Source organism: Vibrio sp. R11-SG3-ISO3-SZ (genome assembly GCF_059834345.1).
The window spans coordinates 1-18,074 of the sequence record NZ_JCBDGX010000130.1; the positions used below are offsets into that span (position 1 = coordinate 1).

Sequence of the window (18,074 nt, forward strand, 5' to 3'; positions counted from 1 at the left end):
CAAGAAACCTTCGAAGTGTTTTCAATCGACGGCACACCGAGCGCAGTAACCGTGACCATAGAGGGCACTAACGATGCACCTACCGCTGTTAATGACTATGGCAAAGGCCTCATATTCCATGAATCGTTCGAAGAAAGTGCTTTAGTAAACGGTAAATGGGATACGTTTGCTGACTACAACGGATGGACAATTACTAACTCAGATGGCGATAAAGCAGAGTTAGAGATCCAAACAGGCAACGTTGGCGGCTCTTCCGCGTCGGATGGTAATGCTCATGCGGAGCTTGATGGTCATGAGCTAGTGAGTATTTCAAGAGAATTAGACACTAAAGAAGGCTCTACACATACGGTCACATTTGATTATAAACCTCGACCAAGCTATGAAGGAGACAGTGGCCTTACCGCGACGTTTGGTGATACCACTGTCGTTGTTGTCTCGGATCCAAACGGAAATATTGTTGTTACTTCTGGTAATGGCGATCAAGTCGAGGGTCTCACTGTTACACAAGATCCAAGTAATGGTTGGTATACCATAGGCTTTGATGAAACTGTGTCTGACTCTACTACCACTCTGTCTTTTACTGGCACGGGTAGTGACAATACCTTCGGTGCATACATCGATAATATCTCAGTAGAAAACACCTCTGGTTACCAAACTCAAGAAGACACAGAAATTCGCTTTACGCCTGAAGACCTGCTGGCTAATGATACCGATCCAGATGGTGATGAGCTATCTATTGTAGACGTCGTAAACAGGGTCGATGGAAACGGAACAGTTGAACTCATTGATGGCGAAATAGTGTTCACTCCAGCTAAAGACTTCAATGGTGTTGCCAGTTACGATTATGTTATCGCGGATACTAGTGGCGAAAGATCTACAGCAACCGTATTTATCAATGTCACTCCAGTTAACGATCCTCCAGTAGCTACTGACGACGTTCATACTCTTGGAGATAACTTGATTGTTAACGGTAGTTTCGAAGATTTCACCAGTAGTAACAGTGCTCCTGGTTGGGGCGATAGAGCAAGCAGCCTAGAGGGTTGGGTATTTGATGCCAACTCTGGTGAATTGGATTTGGTTGACGATGGTTATAATCGAGTAGAGACCGACCTTGACCACTTCATCGATATGGAAGGTGAAGGAAGTAGAGGTGACAATGTTACATTGTCTCAGACCGTCGAAGGTGTTGAAGAAGGTAAACCTTACCAAATCTCACTCGACATTGGGGCGAAAGGGAACAACCACACTGCGCAATTGCAAGTGGTCTGGAATGGCGTTGTAATTGCAACTATCACGCCTGACGGTAATTCGATGGAAACGCATACCTTTGAGGTGACTGGTGCGTTAGGTGACAACACGATAAGCTTCGTCGAAGTTGGTGGTAAAGGCGATAACAGTGGCACTTACCTTGATAATATCAAGCTTCAGGAAATTCTTGTCGACCTAACAACAGACGAAGATACAACTCTTGAGATTCCACATTCTCAACTTCTTGCTAACGATTTTGATATCGATGGTGATGATATAGCAATTACATCGGTTTCGATTACGGATTCTAGTCACGGTAAGGTTGAAATTGTTGACGGCAAGGTGGTTTTTGAACCCGCTGAAAACTTTAATGGTGTAACGACATTTGAATACGAAATTTCTGATCGCAAAGGTGGCACAGATACCGCCATCGTTACCATTAATGTAAAACCAATTAATGATGCACCTGAGTTCGTTGATGATAAAGAACTACCATTGGGTGACGATGAAACGATCAGCACTTCTACTAAAGAAGACGCGCCCGTATCGGGCAAAGTAAAAGCGACTGATGCTGATGGGGATGACCTTACCTACACCGCTGACAAACCAAGCAATGGTAAAGTGGACATTGATGCTGATGGCAATTGGACTTACACACCAGACCCAGAGTTTGATGGTAAAGACTCATTTGTGATTACCGTCTCAGATGGCAATGGTGGTACAGACACTATCACTGTAAATGTAGATGTTTTACCTGTTGCTGAGCTGACAGTGACGGCAGGCCAACCAGTGACTGAAGGTGATGAGTCCTACTTATCATTCGAAATTAATCTAGATGACCTTGTTTCTGAGAATGTCGGTCTTGATCTTACCCTCGGCGCCACAGGCGATACGGCGACAAAAGGTATTGATTACGAAGATAAGATTTATGCAAAAGACGGAAATGATTATAAAGCTCTAACAGCCGATGAGCTTGCTGCTCTTGTTATCGAACAAGGAAAAGATAGTATCGAAGTGTTCGTCAAAGTGATTGACGATAGTCTTCTAGAAGGAGAAGAGACCGTTACCCTTAAAGTGTCTTCTAGCAGTGAGTACGTTGAAGTACCAGGAAATGATTCAGCTGAAGCGAAGATTATTGATGAGACAGTCACCACACAAAAAGATACAGTTACGGTTACCTTAGAAGGCCCAAGTACGGTAATGGAAGGTGACATTACGACACCATTTACCATCACTCTAAGTGAAGCGGTACCTGAGAAGAGTGTGATTACTCTTGAATACACTTACACCAATGCCGATAACCAGGATATTGTTGAAGTCATTGAAGTTGAAATCGCTGCTGGTTCGAAAACTGCCAACTTTACTATTGAGACAGTACAAGATAATGAGTACGAACAAGGCCAACAGTTCAATGTTAGTGTCGTATCGGTAAAACATGATGACAAAGATGTTTTTGAGCAGCTAGAGACTGCATCGGCGAACAGAGATGTCGCAATTGATGATAGCAAAGACAACCCACCTGAGTCGGAAGACTTCTCTATCAACGTCGGTGAGTCCGGCACGGCTAGAGTTATTTTCAATGATGGCAATGGCATCATTGAAGGCGATGGTTCAGACCATATCTCTGACAATGAAGACGACAATGATAACAATGCGGCTACAAGCGTTGGTGTTGTTATTACTGAGCTACCCGATCACGGTGTATTAAAATACGGTGATGATGTCATTACCAAGGATGACCTAGCCGTTTTTGACGAAAACGGTAACTTAGTCAAAGAAGGTAAGGTGTTTGAAGATCCTAACTTGATTGAGTACATCCGAAACGAAAATAGTGAAGGTTTCCTACTTGGCGTTAAAGACGAGCAAGATGTTGATAGTCATTCGCCTACTACAAACAACTTCCACAATTGGGGTGAAGCAACAGATGATCCTTCGGTTCGTAAGCTCACGCTTGCCGATGGTGATGTGATAACCGTTACAGCAAGTAAACAAGGGAACGGTGATAACAACCTTGTACAATACAACGAAAACGCAAACCATGTCGGTTACGGAATCGGTGTTGGTCAAGGTAATGGCATTCAGAAAGGTGAGACTGTTTCGATTAACTTTGATAGCCGCCCTGCCGACCGCATTACTCTTGGCTTAGATGGCCTTGGTAGCTACTTCGATAAGGACCTAAATAACGGCAATGAATCGAAAGTGACGATTCTGGTGACTTGGGTGGATGCTGATAACAACGTCCACAATTCCCCATTTGAGTACCAAAAAGACACCAGTGGCAATACAGACTTGTTCCACGAAGTGACTATACCTTCAGACTCTTTCATGCTGCCAGATGGAGCGATGATCCAATCTGTTGATTTGTCTACCGAGGGCAAAGGAAACTGGGAACTTCGTTATATTGATACTCGCTCTGATGATTCGTTTGATTATCGAGCAATAGACTCCGACAAAAACTACAGTGAAGAGTCAACGGTTACGATCAACAATGCCCCAGATGCGAATGATGATCCGCAAACATACACTGTTCAGTTAGGGACATTCGCAGAAGATCGCGCCACCTGGAATTTGGAGGGGGTTACTGTTTCTGGTTATGTTGGCAAGTCTGGTGACTTCAGCCAGAATGCAAACACAAGTAAAGAACTGACCGTAACCGATGGTTATGAGTTAGGAGTAGAAGGCAGTATTAACGGTGGTCCAGCTGCTCAGTTGCAGTACAACCGTGCAACTGGCGAGTCTGAGAAGATAGCTATTAGTCTTCCTAAACCAGCCACAAGCTTCTCCTTTGCAGTATCACACCTTGTCTCAGGTGAAGGTGCCGCTGGTGAGCAAGGTATGTGGACTGCCTACCTAGACGGTAAGCCCGTTCAAAGTGGTGTGTTCAGTCTTGAGTCCGGGCATGAAGGTTCATTTAGTTATGACCTTGATGTTGCGTTCGATACCGTGGTCTTTGAAGCGACTGATTTTGTCGAGGGCGAAGCGAAAAATACCGATTCATCAGATTACTTCCTAGTTGGCTTTGAAGCGACAGGCACGGGCGCTTATGCGGTGAATCAAAGCGAAGGTGAAATCCGTATCCCAATTTCAGAGATCCTATCTAATGATTTCGACTTAGATGGCGACGAGATAACAATCACTGGATTTGGCGATACAAAAGCTTATATCTCTCGTGATGGTGAGTATGTTGTCTTTGACTTTGATAATACTTTCAGTGGTGAAGAGACATTTGAGTACACTATTTCAGATGGTAATGGTGGCACAGATACGGCGAACATTACGATTATCGTCAATCCAGACGTGCCAGCAGTCAGTGTTGACTCTATCGATGTGAACGCTAACCAAGTCAGCGAAGGTGAATCACTAAGCTTTACCGTGAATTTATCTGGTAGCTCTACGCTTTCTCAATTGCTTTCTGTTGAGTTTGGTAGCGTAGGCACCGCAGACAATCAAGATGTTGTTTTAAGCAAAGCTACCTTTACCAATGGTGTTACTTATAATTCCTACACTGGCGAATTGTTTGTACCGCCGAATGTAGACTCTTTCGACATTGTTATACCAACTGCTCTAGATGGTGTGCCTGAACCGACAGAAGCCTACAACATAGCTGTTGGTGGCGTCGCTGCTTCTGGGGATATCTTAAATAACGATCGACCAGAAGTGGACCTAAATGGTACCCAGTATCAGATCGATATGGTTTCAGAAAGTGCTGGTTATAGCAATGTGTTTGGTTACTATAGCTGGGACAGCAACACCGGAACAGCTGAGCTCAACGTTCTTATTGGCAATACCAACAGTGTTGCAGATAAGCAGGCACTAGCGCTACTTAACTCTCTAGATAATGTAGAGTTTTTCCTACTGTCCGACGGAGCTGGCGCCATTGAATCAAGTGATGTGTTGACGGTTGATGCACAAGGAAAGCTGTATATCAATGGTAGTGAAAGTGATCAAACTGCCTACTTTAGCCATGTTGATGCACATAAATCACAGTTCCAAATTTCTGACGATATGTCGGAAATTAAGATCGAAGATTTGCCGGTCAATAATGGTGATAAAGACTATAACGACTTAGTTATCGCTATCCGTCCAATTGATGATGGTATTGATTATTCGGCGACTTATGTTGAAGGGCAAGATGCTGTTGCTATCGCAGATGTTGATGCGGATATTTTTGACGACCACAACTTAGTCACGTCCATGTCCGTTAAGTTGACGAATGCTCAGTCGGGTGATGTTGTTGATTACTCGCGTATAGGTGGCCAGTTCTCAGTCGACTATTCGACCCCAGGTCTTTTAGTCATTACTGCTCTAAACGGCAGTTCGTTAATAGCAGATGAGTTTGAAGCGGCACTTAAAGCCATTACATTCAGCAATACCAGTGATGACCCAGACAACACAGATCGCGTTATCGAAGTAACAGTAACGGATGATAAAGGTCAGTTGTCAGCAGTCGCAGAAACGACAATCAAAGTCATTGATTACAATCCTGATGGTACCTTGGACAATCAAGTAGAGGGAGCAGAGGACGCAGTATTACTATTGTCACTAAATGACTTTGGTATCCAGTCGGGCGATGGACTAAAAATTACGTCTTCACCGAATAATGTCTTCTTTAAGAATGTAGGCACTAGTTACGAGCCTGACTGGCAACCAATCAGCAGTAGCCAAGTAACCAGCGCGCTTATTGAATCCGGCATCATCGGTTTCAAAGCGCTTGAGCACGAGTCTGGCTTTAATGGCTTTAATGACACTCTAGTTGGCAACACGCATGGTGATTACGCTCGCGTTGGGTTTGAAGTGACGATAGATGGTCAAACGAGTAGCCATACGCTTACGGTTGAAATCACTCCAGTGGCAGATGCTCCGATAGTCACCATCACGTTGGATGATATCAGACAATCTAATGCCTTATTTCCTTACCCCACAGATAAAGACTCTATATTGGAGTTACATGCGAGCGGCAAGCTACTGAATGTTAATGGAGATATATTTCAAGGTACGCATGACCAAGATAACGGTTTCCTCGAAGCAAGTAATAGGGACAGTAACTTGTTTATTGCGCAGGACAAGTACCCTGGCGCTCCTGGAACTCCAGAACAACCTCTCGCTGTACATTATACCGGCAATTACAAAGGCTCGGATGTTTTCATCGGTGGTAGTTTAGACGATACGTTTAAAGGAGCCAACTCTGACTCAGACCACACATTTAATGATCACCTAGGTTATGACGATAATGGTGAGGAAATCAGAGCTATTGATACTGTTATTTACGAAGGCTCAATTTCTGATTTCACAATTACATATGAGCAAGTGGAAGGGGGCAATCGATTTAGAGTTATCAACACTAATGGTACTGAGACAAGCTTACCTAGTGAAACTGGGGCTGGAGATACGCTTTACTTTATTGAACAAGTAATTTTTAGCGATGGCATTGTTAAGTTAGATAATGAAAATGGTACAGCAACTGTTGTTAAGAGTAGTATGATGCCTTTAACAATTGACGTTGAATTGCAGGACAAAGATGGTTCTGAGCACCTAGTTGATAACCGAGTCGAAATCGCAGGTATACCAGTCGGTGTGGAATTGTATGTTGGAGGCGTTAAAGTTGACCCAGTGTTAGAAAACAATGGTTTACAGACGTTCAACATTACCGTCGACCTTAACAAGGACAATAACTTCAGCACAACCATCGATACTATTCAATTAAAAGTTACTCCTAACTATACGGGTAGCTTGGACTTTACGGTGACAGCTTGTGCCGTAGCTCAAGATCACAATGGCAGCCAAGCTACTGGGTCCGACTCTGAGTTTGCTACTTTTGCCACGGATAAATTCATTGTAGACAACTCGTCAGAACAACAGTTACTCGGCGATAGTGCTGATGATGTAATCATTGGTGATGTTGGTGGGATAGATATAACTATTACGCCAGCGAAGACTTACAACATTGCGATCTTGGCTGATGTTTCAGGCAGCATGAAGGAAGGCTTTGATGGCAGTACTCGACTTGGTGTTATGAAAGCGGCGTTGATGAGCTTTGTTGAAGGGTTGGATACGCATTCAGGCGCGATTAACATTGCCCTTATCGGCTTTTCTTCTTCAGCAAGTGTTAGTATTTCTGACATTCAAGATAACAATTGGAGTGCGTTAGAGGCGGCAATAAATCTTTTGTCTGCTGATGGCGCGACTAACTACGAAGCGGCATTTGATTCAGCGAAAAACTGGTTTGATAGTTTGGGTGATTCGAGTACTGATGCAGACAATCTAACCTTGTTTGTCACCGACGGTAAGCCGACTACCTATACCGGTGATTCAAGCATCTCTGGTGGAAGAACTGACGACGAAGATCTAAGTAAAGCGATCACTGCCTACAACGAACTTACAGCGATCAGTAAAGTAAAGGCGATTGGTATCGCGACTGATAGTAGTGAAACACATATTCTTCGTATGTTTGACAACACTAATATCGTTGACTCGGATTATGCTGACATCCGTCAAGTTTCTTCTATAGTGGAACAAACTATAGATATCGTTGTGAGTGGAAAAGATGACCCTAAAACTGTCACAGGAAATGAATTTAATATCGGTATCAATCAGTCTGCCTCTTTGGTGCTTGATTTTTCTATTACAGAGCAATTAGGAAAGAATGACACCTTCCAATGGAATATTGAAAAGTTAGCTGGAGATCAATGGGAAACAAGCGTTGGACCAGTTAGTAGTACAAGTGATATGTCGATTGAGATAATTGACGCTGGAACATACAGACTAGCTTTAGATCTGGAAAATGGAAGCCGCGGGCACGGTGAGTTGGATGGCGTTAAGTTGGATGCGACCATTTCTATTTTTGAAAGCACTCAAGTACCACTAGGTCAAGTAGAAGTAGTAACCTCCGGAGATCAACTCGTAGCAGTGCTAGAAGGAGAAATCTCGTACATCACTTACAGAGAGATGGATAGTGATCATATTCTTGGTGGTCGGGGTGATGACATCATCTCTGGCGATGCGATTAACACTGATTACTTACCTTGGGAGGATGTCGGCAGTCCAGCTGAGAAAAGTCTAGGTTTAGATGGACTGAAACAATTCTTGACGCTGAGAAATGGTTTTGAGCCAAGCGATGAAGAGTTACATCAATTTGTCGTTGAAAACCATGACACGTTTAAGCTATTTGAAGAAACACTTGATGATACCAATAGTGTACTTGGACAAAGCGATACGCTTGACGGTGGGATGGGTAGCGATATTCTATATGGACAAGGTGGAGACGACACTCTCATTGGCAGATTAGGTGACGACATCCTTACAGGGGGGGAAGGAGCTGATATCTTCAAGTGGGTTGACGGCGACTTAGACGGTTCAGTCGATGTGATTAAAGACTTCAGCAAAGATGAAGGTGACAAGATTGATCTTTCCGAGTTGTTTGAAGGTGATGATAGATCTGTCGACGATATTATTAGCCAGTATGTAAAAGTGGAAGACACCGATGCGGATGACAATCATGCAGAGATAGTCGTGACGAAAGGCGATGATAGAGTGACGATAGAGCTTGAAGGATGGAATAGTGCAGACTTGACCGATCAGCTTAAAGACATTCTGATTATCAAGGACTAAAGGTAAAAGAGCCGACCTCAATGGTCGGCTCTGCTTTTAGAAACAATGTTAAATCTTCAAAGCACCTTACACGCAAACCCTTTCAGGTAGAAACCTTCTGGATAAGCGCTATCAGTAGGGTGGTCCGCCGCTTGCTCAAAACGTTCAACAAACTTCACTTGGCGGCCGGAATCGATAGCGGCGTCAGCAATGACTTTCTGAAATAACTCACCACTCATAAGGCCTGAACAGGAGTAGGTGAGCAGTGTGCCGCCAGGCTTTAAAATTTGCATCGCGAGCATGTTGATGTCTTTGTAGCCATTCGCGCCGGAGGTTAAATTGTTCTTGCTTGAGACAAACTTTGGCGGGTCCATGATGATGACATCAAATTGAGTGCCTTGATCTCGGTATTCACGCAATAGCTTGAACACGTCTGCATTAAGAAATACCGCGCGCTTTTTTGAAATATCAAATTCGTTCAGCTCGGCGTTGTACTTCGCCGTGTCTAATGCCAGTTGAGAAACATCTGCATTGATTACGCGTTTTGCGCCACCTTTGAGTGCATAGAGGCCAAAGCCACCAGTGTAGGAGAAACAGTTAAGGACTTCTTTGTCTTTAACGTATTTGGTGGCTTGCTGTCGGCTGTCACGCTGGTCGAGGTAGAAACCGGTTTTGTGGCCGTTAACAATGTCTACGCTGATTTTGACGCCGTTTTCTTCAATGACAACTGATGGTGGGGGTAACTCACCGTGAAGAACTCCGGTTGTTTCCTCTAATCCTTCTTTTTTACGCACCGCAACATCTGATCGCTCGTAGATATGGCAATCAGGAAAGACTTTAGTGAGCGCAGAGACAAGCACCGATTTCTGATATTCGGCACCGGCACTTAATAGCTGACAGACCAAATAGTTCTGGTACTTATCGATAGTAATGCCGGGTAAGCCATCAGATTCAGCCGCGATAAGGCGGTAACCCGTTAACCCGTCGCGTTCGATGGTATCTTGGCGAAGCAATTGTGCATCTTGAATACGCTTGACAAAAAAAGCGTGGTCAATGGGCTGTTGTTCAAAAGACCAAACTCGAGCACGAATTTGAGAATTTGGAGAATAGGCGGCTTTCGCCAACCATTGGCCATTTTGGGCATAGACATCCACCGTTTCACCGAGCTGGGGTTTGCCTTCGACTCTCTCAATACCGCGCGAGAAAATCCAAGGGTGCTTACGTTTTAGTGATTTATCACGGCCTTTCACAAGGTAAATCGCTGCTGTCATTACTGTGCTCATTAGTTTTGAAACAAAGGTCGGGTATTTTCGAGGATGTCACCGGGAAAATCAAATAAAACCCCTTCTATTGGATGTTTGCTGTTGGGAGCGAGCTCAATCCCAAATGGTTGACTTTGGTTCATACTGACGAGTAAGAGGCATTAAGAGGATGATATTATGGCGGTGCAATGCAAGCGGTTTATCGTATCGGGGACAGTTCAAGGGGTAGGTTTTCGCTATCACACCTCTTATCAAGGAATGACTCTAGGGCTAGCCGGCTACGCGAAGAATTTGAACAACGGTGATGTTGAAGTGGTCGTGTGTGGTGAGGAAGAGGCCATTGAACAGATGGCCTCTTGGCTAACGCACGGTCCCAAAACGTCACATGTGGAGTCAATGATTTCGGAACCGTTAACCTATCGAGACTTTAAAGGGTTTGAAATTCTCTGATGCCATCCATGACTACGTACTAAACAGGTGGCTATAGGCATTTCGCTGGCTTGGGTAATCCGGCTAATTTTGTCGCTTGTTTGGCTGGGCCTTGTTTAAACAGCTTAAACAGGTATTTACTGTTTCCTTTCTCTGGACCATGTGCTTTTTCCATCGCTTTGACGAGCATTCTGACCGCAGGCGACGTATTAAACTCTTCATAGAAGTGACGCACAAATAAGATCACTTCAAGGTGGGCATCGGTCAGTTCTATTCCTTCCATTTCAGCCAAGGTGGGGATCATCGCTTCCTCCCAATCCTTATGATCTTTGAGGTAACCTTGTGCGTCAGTCTCAATCGTTTTGCCCTTGTATTCGAACATCTTATTACCTTGCTGGATTCAAAACGGCTATAGGTTAGCGTAGCTTTGCACATGACACAATCCTAACACTTCGCGGGGCGGTCATAACAAAAAGCCCCAACATAATGTCGGGGCTCTAAACGATGTTGCTATTGCGAGACGATTAATCGTCGTTCATCACACCTAGAATGCTCAAAAGGCTGATGAAGAGGTTGTAGATAGAAACGTACAAGCTCACTGTTGCTGAGATGTAGTTTGTCTCACCACCACGAACGATTTGCTGCGTCGTTAGCAAAATCACACCGGTAGAGAAGAGGACAAACATACCGCTCATTGCGAGGTACAACATCGGCATTTGCAGGAAGATGTTCGCCACCATGCCGATAAGCAAGACAACAAAGCCCGCCATAAGCACGCCACCTAGGAAAGAAAGGTCACGTTTAGTGGTTAGTGCGTAAGCAGAAGCGCCAAGAAACGCCAATGCAGTACCACCTAATGCGGTAACGATAACATCACCCATGCCTGCGCCAACATACGCGTTGAGAATCGGACCGAGTGTGTACCCTAGGAAGCCAGTGAATAGGAATGTAAATACCAAGCCCATGCTGTTATTGCGGTTTTTCTCCGTTAGGAATAGCAGACCGTAGAAGCCGACCAGCATGATGATAAGGCCAGGGCGAGGTAGATTCATCGCCATAGACACACCAGCCACGACCGCTGACCAAAGCAGGGTCATAGAAAGGAGTGCGTAGGTATTACGCAACACCTTATTGGTTTGTAGAGCACTTTCTTGTGTAGAAGTGCGGGTAAACATAGGACTGTTCATAATCTTCCTCGTGAAGTTTTATGTTTATACCGACATATATGAGGCTTATCAGTAAAAAGATCAAGCCCCAAGGAGTCTAGTCGTTAGTAAAATAATAATAGAAATAGAAACTTAAGTATTTTGAAAGATGTAACACAATATAACAATCAAAAAGGGCGACCGAAGTCGCCCTTTGCTTACCCATCAATCAATGATGGAGAATTTGTGCTAGGAAGTTTTGAGTTCGATCCGATTGCGGATTTTCAAAGAAATCAACTGGGTTGTTTTCTTCGATGATTTCGCCCGCGTCCATGAAGATAACGCGATCGGCGACCTCTTTCGCAAACCCCATTTCGTGGGTGACACAAAGCATGGTCATCCCTTCACCGGCCAGTTCAACCATCACATCCAACACTTCTCGCACCATTTCTGGGTCGAGTGCCGACGTCGGTTCGTCAAACAGCATCACTTGCGGGCTCATACACAACGAGCGAGCAATCGCAACGCGCTGCTGCTGACCACCAGAGAGCTGACCTGGGTATTTATCCGCTTGATCAGGGATCTTCACGCGTTCAAGGTACTTCATCGCGACGGCTTCCGCTTCTTCTTTTGGCATCTTCTTGACCCAAATCGGTGCTAGCGTACAGTTTTCTAGCACAGTGAGGTGAGGGAAGAGGTTGAAGTGTTGAAAACACATGCCGACTTCGCGTCTAACTGCCTCAATGTTCTTGAGGTCTTCTGTCAGCTCGTTACCAGAAACGATGATTTGGCCTTTCTGGTGCTCTTCTAAGCGGTTAATACAGCGAATCATCGTGGACTTACCAGAACCTGATGGGCCACAAATAACGATTTTCTCGCCTTTTTTGACATTGAGGTTGATGTTTTTCAGTACATGAAACTCACCATACCACTTGTTCATATCCTTAAGTTGGATCATGTAATCTTGTTGTTGCGTCATAATACGTCCTTGAGCTTATAAATTATCGTTTGTGACCGGTATGGAGTTTGTTCTCTAGCCAAATCGAATATCTCGACATGCCGAAACAAAATACCCAGAACACTAACGCGACAAAAACATAACTTTCCGTAGCAAAACCTAACCACTCGGGGTCAGTGTTTGCGGCTTGGCCAATACCGAGTACGTCAAACATACCGATAATCAATACAAGACTGGTGTCTTTGAAGAGGCCAATAAAGGTGTTCACGATAGAAGGAATGGTGATCTTAAGTGCCTGAGGCAATATGATCAGTCCTGTCTTTTTCCAGTAGCTTAAGCCAAGCGCATCCGCTGCTTCATACTGGCCTTTTGGAATGGCTTGTAAACCACCACGGATAACCTCAGCCATGTAGGCAGAACTGAACATCACCACACCAATCAAAGCGCGTAGCAATTTGTCTGTCTCCGAACCTTCCGACAGGAACAATGGCAGCATTACCGACGCCATGAATAGAACAGTGATCAGTGGCACACCACGCCATACTTCGATGTAAACGGTACAGATGCTGCGAATAATCGGCATATCTGAGCGTCTTCCGAGTGCAAGAGCAACACCAATTGGAAGTGAGACGACGATACCGACCAGAGCGATGATCAATGTGACCAGAAGTCCGCCCCATTTGTGTGTCTCAACGACTTCTAGGCCGAAGAATCCACCGTACAGAAGGCCTGCAATTAAAAACGGGTAGACGTTGACAAAGAACAGCCATATCCAAGTACGTTTAGGTGTCTTCTCGTATGCGAGCAACACAGTAAACACTGCTAGCGTGAAGTAGAACAGGCGAGGGCGCCAAAGCTCTTCTTGCGGGTAGAAACCATACATAAACTGTTCCCAGCGTACGCTGATAAATACCCAACATGCACCGTCTCGACTACAAGCGTCACGAGTTGTGCCAACCCAATCAGCGTTAATCAGTGCCCAATCGACGATGTTCCAGATCAAGCTGAAGGCGACATAGGCAAGTATGACGGTAACCACGGAGTTGACCGGGCCGTTAAATAAGTTCTTACGCAGCCATCCCATCACACCCACAGTATTTGCCGGTGGCGGTAGGCTAGGTTGAAATTGATGTACTTTCATTCTATCTCTCCACCAAAGCGACTTTTTTGTTGTACAAGTTCATCAGTGCTGACGTGAGCAAGCTGAGAGTCAGGTATACGCCCATGGTCATCGCGATAATCTCAATTGCCTGACCGGTCTGGTTAAGCGTTGTACCTGCAAATACTGAAACCAAATCAGGATAACCAATCGCCATTGCGAGCGATGAGTTTTTAGTCAGGTTCAAGTATTGACTTGTGAGCGGAGGAATAATGATACGCAGCGCCTGTGGAATGACGACGAGCTTCAACGTACGTGAGCGAGGTAAACCTAGCGACATGGCCGCTTCCGTCTGACCGTGGTTCACCGCGTTTATACCGGAACGTACGATTTCTGCAATAAAGGACGCGGTATAAATACTCAACGCAAGCAGAAGTGCTGCAAGTTCAGGGATGATGCTGATGCCACCACGGAAGTTAAAGCCCTTCAGTTCAGGGTATTCTGCGTGAATAGGCGAGCCCATCACAAAGTAGGTCACAACGGGTAACGCAACGATTAACCCTAACGCGATTCGCCCAACTGGGGTTTGCTGTCCGGTGAGCTTTTGTTTATTTTTGGCCCAAATGGCAACAAATAGCGTCGCGACTACGCCGAACACAAAGGCAGCGACCACGACAGATGACCCTTCACCGAAAACAGGGGCTGGAAAATACAGACCGCGAACGTTAAGGAAAATAGCTTCCCCTAAGCTTAGGCTCTGGCGCGCTGAAGGCAGTGCTTGCAGAACGGCGAAATACCAAAAGAAAATTTGCAGTAACAGGGGGACGTTACGGAAAATTTCGATATAGACTGCCGCAAGTCGACTGACCAACCAGTTGCTGGAGAGACGTGCGATACCCATGGCAAAACCAATCACAGTCGCAAGAATGATCCCCAAGAAAGAGACCAATGCGGTGTTCAGTAAGCCAACTAAAAAGGTTCTTCCATAAGAGAAGGTTTCATCATATTCAACAAGGGTGAGGCCAATCCCAAAGCCCGCTTCTTGTCCGAGGAAATCAAAACCAGTGGCAATGCCCCTAGCTCCGAGGTTCGTTAAGGCATTATTGACTATTGTGTAAAAGAAAAAGACCAAGGCGACTATCGCAATGATTTGGAAGACGACCGATCGAAAAGTGGGATTGTAGAGAAGGTTTGCATTGGAAGCAGGCGCACTACCTGACTTACCAGCAACAGTATCAGTAGGTTTCATACAGCTATAACCTCAAATCCATTTTTAATAAAAGGGCGGGGAGACCGCCCTTTCTTTGCTTGTTGTTATGTACTGCGATTAACGGATTGGTGGAGCGTACATAAAGCCGCCTGCATTCCACAGAGCGTTCACACCACGAGAGATCTGTAGTGGAGATCCTGTACCTACGGTACGCTCAAAGCTCTCGCCGTAGTTACCCACTTGCTTGATGACTTGGTAACCCCAATCATCACGGATACCTAGGCCTTTACCTTTAGGACCGTCAACACCAAGAATACGTTTGATGTTTGGATCTTCAGACTTCAGCATTTCATCTGCATTCTTAGATGTAATACCGTATTCTTCTGCGTTGACCATGGCAGAAAGAGTCCATTTTGCAACGTTAAACCACTGATCATCACCCTGACGAACCACTGGGCCTAGGGGCTCTTTAGAAATGATTTCTGGTAGAACCTGCGCTGAGCTCGGATCTTGTAGATTTAAGCGAAGTGCGTACAGACCAGATTGGTCAGTTGTTAGCACGTCGCAACGGCCTGCATCGAAACCTTTTGAGGTTTGCGCTGCGGTATCAAATACCACTGGCTTGTATGACATGCCATTGTTGCGGAAGTAGTCCGCTAGGTTAAGTTCGGTAGTTGTTCCTGACTGAACACATACTGATGCGCCGTCCAGCTCTTTAGCACTCGTAAGACCTAGGTCTTTTTTAACCATAAAGCCTTGGCCGTCGTAGTAGTTTACGCCAACGAAGTTAAGACCAAGCGCCGTATCACGGTGCAATGTCCACGTTGTGTTACGTGACAGTACATCGATTTCACCGGATTGAAGTGCAGTGAAACGCTCTTTTGCAGTGAGCGGAACGTATTTAACTTTTGTTTTGTCACCCAGTACGGCTGCAGCAAGTGCTTGACAGTATTCCACGTCGATGCCTTCCCATTCACCCTTAGAGTTTGGGTTTGAGAAGCCCGGTAGACCAGTACTTACACCACAAGTAATAAAATCTTGTTTAGTCACTTTATCCAACGTGCTATCAGCTGCAGATGCGCTTGTAGACATCAGAGCAGTAGATGCAGCTACGACAGAAGCAAGAACTGTTAGTTTATGTGCCATTTGTATCCTTCCTGTATGATCCATGTTAAGTCAGGCAGAACCTGAAAAAACGAGTGAAATATGTTGTGTCTTAGTATTTATTGACTGAGCTGATTGCACCACTGGTAACCAAATCAATCGTTTATAAGCGTAGGTAAGGATCTCGAAATTCTCAACTTCATAATTTAAAAGAATTTTTGAATGAAATCACAAACCTCAACAATGATTAGAATGGCGAAATGTTATCTGAATGTAAATAGTGCAACTAGGGATCAGATTGGTGCGTCAGAATGTGATAGCTAATAATTCTAAATGATCAGACTATCAATTGTTGCCAGGATGCTGAATTGGTATGAATGACTGCGAACAAGGTTAAATTCAGAGTAATATTATTTTAATTGTCAAGGTAGGGTGAACACGATGCCCCATTTTTGGTAGTATCATGAGCTAGTACAAATGGTTTACCAAGGATTGAAATGCAGTATTTTCCGCTGTTTATAAACCTCAATCACCAGCCAGTTCTTGTGGTGGGAGGGGGCGAGGTCGCCAGTCGAAAAGTGGACAGCTTAGTGAGAGCTGGCGCCGATGTGACCATTGTGTCACCCAAGATTGAGCCCTATTTAGCACGCTTGGTGGAGCAGGAACGTTGTCGCTGGATACAAAGCTTCTATTCGAGTGAGCTGTTAGATCAACATTACCTCCAAGTATGGGCAACCACAGACAATCCTGAGTTAAATCATCAGGTCCATTTCGATGCGAAAAAGAAACGCCTGCTCGTCAATGTCGTGGATGACCAACCTTATTGTGATTTCATTACTCCCTCGATAGTGAATCGTGGTCGAATTCAAATCGCCATCTCTAGCGGTGGTGCTTCCCCTGTGCTAGTGAGAAATATCCGCGAAAAGCTCGAGTCGATTTTACCTCACAACTTATCACTGCAAGCTGACTTTGCAGCCTCAAAGCGTAATGATATTAAGCAACATCTCGCTAGCGTTGATGAAAGACGAACATTTTGGGAAGCGTTTTTTGCCAACTCAAATGTGCAAGAGATGACCAGCCTTGATGAGCTTGAAACGCACTATCAAGCCTTACTCAGTGAAGGCATCACCAAACCCGCTTCGACTGTCTGGATTGAATGTGGTGAAGATGTCGAGTTATTGTCGCTAAAAGCGCTGAAAATCATGCAAGAAGCGGAACTCGTGCTTCATAGTGAGAACTGTCCTTTCGCGTTTGTCGATTTGGTTCGCCGCGATGCTGAGCGCACGCCTTTTGAAAGTAGCGCCGACCTTGCTCAGTACTTGATGTCTGCCAAACAGGAAGGGCTGAAAGTGGTTGTCTTGGTTGAGGCCGGGGCAAGTGACACCAAGTTGTTACAGGGTAATGATTTAACGATTAAACAAGCCACGATCGCAGCAAAGCGCTAACCCTTGCGTTTTGTCTGTTTAGAAAAAAACAAACCCGCTGTTCAGCGGGTTTGTGCGAATTACTCACTGCTATGTGAGCATGGCTTCGTTAATCTCTAGTCACGAAAGTTTTCAAACTGGAAAGGTTGGCCGAGTTCTGCTTCGCGGATGAGTGCCATCGTCGCTTGTAAATCATCACGTTTTTTACCAGTGACGCGCACTTTTTCACCTTGAATAGAGGCTTGGACTTTGATCTTAGAGTCCTTGATGTGCTTGACAATTTTCTTCGCAACTGGCGTTTCAATGCCTTGCTTAAAAATGATGACTTGGTGCCAGTTGCGACCGGAGGCCTCTTCGGGCTTCGCTTCCATTGCATTGACGTCTACACCGCGCTTAGTGAGGTTAGAGCGTAAAATGTCACGCATTTGCTTGAGCTGGAATTCACCTTCGGCATTCAGTTTCACGGATTCGTCTTTTTGCAGTTCAAACGTCGCCTCAACGCCACGAAAGTCGAAGCGAGTCGATAGTTCACGTGATGCGTTGTCGACGGCGTTGCGCAATTCAACCGCGTCGATTTCTGAGATAATGTCAAAAGAGGGCATAATGTA

At 45.0% G+C, this 18,074-nt stretch carries 11 protein-coding genes; 3 read left to right on the top strand and 8 right to left on the bottom strand.

Translation table 11 applies throughout. From position 1 onward, the window contains the following. The first annotated feature begins 15 nt into the window (after positions 1-15). Complete coding sequence (locus AC6R1O_RS15145) at positions 16-8,856, top strand: tandem-95 repeat protein (protein WP_500657320.1); 8,841 nt, start codon at positions 16-18, stop codon at positions 8,854-8,856. A 56-nt stretch (positions 8,857-8,912) separates the two neighbouring features. Here AC6R1O_RS15145 and AC6R1O_RS15150 read toward each other — a convergent pair whose 3' ends face one another. Beyond that, positions 8,913-10,106, bottom strand: coding sequence for a class I SAM-dependent methyltransferase (locus AC6R1O_RS15150; protein WP_500657321.1), 1,194 nt, complete (start codon positions 10,104-10,106; stop codon positions 8,913-8,915). Between the two features lie 168 nt (positions 10,107-10,274). Between AC6R1O_RS15150 and yccX the strand changes: the two genes are divergently transcribed. Beyond that, positions 10,275-10,547: an acylphosphatase gene (gene yccX / locus AC6R1O_RS15155; RefSeq protein ID WP_500657322.1), complete on the top strand. Its 273-nt coding sequence runs from the start codon at positions 10,275-10,277 to the stop codon at positions 10,545-10,547. A gap of 31 nt (positions 10,548-10,578) precedes the next feature. Here the strand turns inward: yccX and AC6R1O_RS15160 are convergent, their stop codons facing one another. The 6 genes from AC6R1O_RS15160 to AC6R1O_RS15185 form a co-directional block, all read right to left on the bottom strand. After that, entirely contained in the window at positions 10,579-10,908 is a 330-nt protein-coding gene (locus AC6R1O_RS15160; protein ID WP_500626442.1) for a TusE/DsrC/DsvC family sulfur relay protein, read from the bottom strand. 142 nt (positions 10,909-11,050) lie between these two features. Continuing rightward, positions 11,051-11,713, bottom strand: a complete 663-nt coding sequence (locus AC6R1O_RS15165; RefSeq protein WP_334555402.1) for a Bax inhibitor-1/YccA family protein — start codon at positions 11,711-11,713, stop codon at positions 11,051-11,053. Between the two features lie 187 nt (positions 11,714-11,900). After that, positions 11,901-12,650 carry an amino acid ABC transporter ATP-binding protein gene (locus AC6R1O_RS15170; protein WP_500626443.1) on the bottom strand — a complete coding sequence of 250 codons (750 nt, stop codon included), beginning with the start codon at positions 12,648-12,650 and terminating at the stop codon, positions 11,901-11,903. 22 nt (positions 12,651-12,672) lie between these two features. Then, on the bottom strand, positions 12,673-13,770 hold the full coding sequence (locus AC6R1O_RS15175; protein WP_500630147.1) for an amino acid ABC transporter permease: 1,098 nt from the start codon (positions 13,768-13,770) through the stop codon (positions 12,673-12,675). Between the two features lies 1 nt (position 13,771). After that, complete coding sequence (locus tag AC6R1O_RS15180) at positions 13,772-14,977, bottom strand: amino acid ABC transporter permease (RefSeq protein ID WP_500630148.1); 1,206 nt, start codon at positions 14,975-14,977, stop codon at positions 13,772-13,774. Positions 14,978-15,055: 78 nt separating this feature from the next. After that, complete coding sequence (locus tag AC6R1O_RS15185) at positions 15,056-16,084, bottom strand: amino acid ABC transporter substrate-binding protein (RefSeq protein ID WP_500630149.1); 1,029 nt, start codon at positions 16,082-16,084, stop codon at positions 15,056-15,058. A 455-nt stretch (positions 16,085-16,539) separates the two neighbouring features. Here AC6R1O_RS15185 and AC6R1O_RS15190 point away from each other — a divergent pair, with 455 nt between their 5' ends. Next, positions 16,540-17,487, top strand: a complete 948-nt coding sequence (locus AC6R1O_RS15190) for a precorrin-2 dehydrogenase/sirohydrochlorin ferrochelatase family protein (RefSeq protein ID WP_500657323.1) — start codon at positions 16,540-16,542, stop codon at positions 17,485-17,487. Positions 17,488-17,582: 95 nt separating this feature from the next. Here AC6R1O_RS15190 and AC6R1O_RS15195 read toward each other — a convergent pair whose 3' ends face one another. Continuing rightward, positions 17,583-18,068, bottom strand: a complete 486-nt coding sequence (locus AC6R1O_RS15195) for a YajQ family cyclic di-GMP-binding protein (RefSeq protein ID WP_500633279.1) — start codon at positions 18,066-18,068, stop codon at positions 17,583-17,585. Positions 18,069-18,074 lie beyond the last annotated feature (6 nt).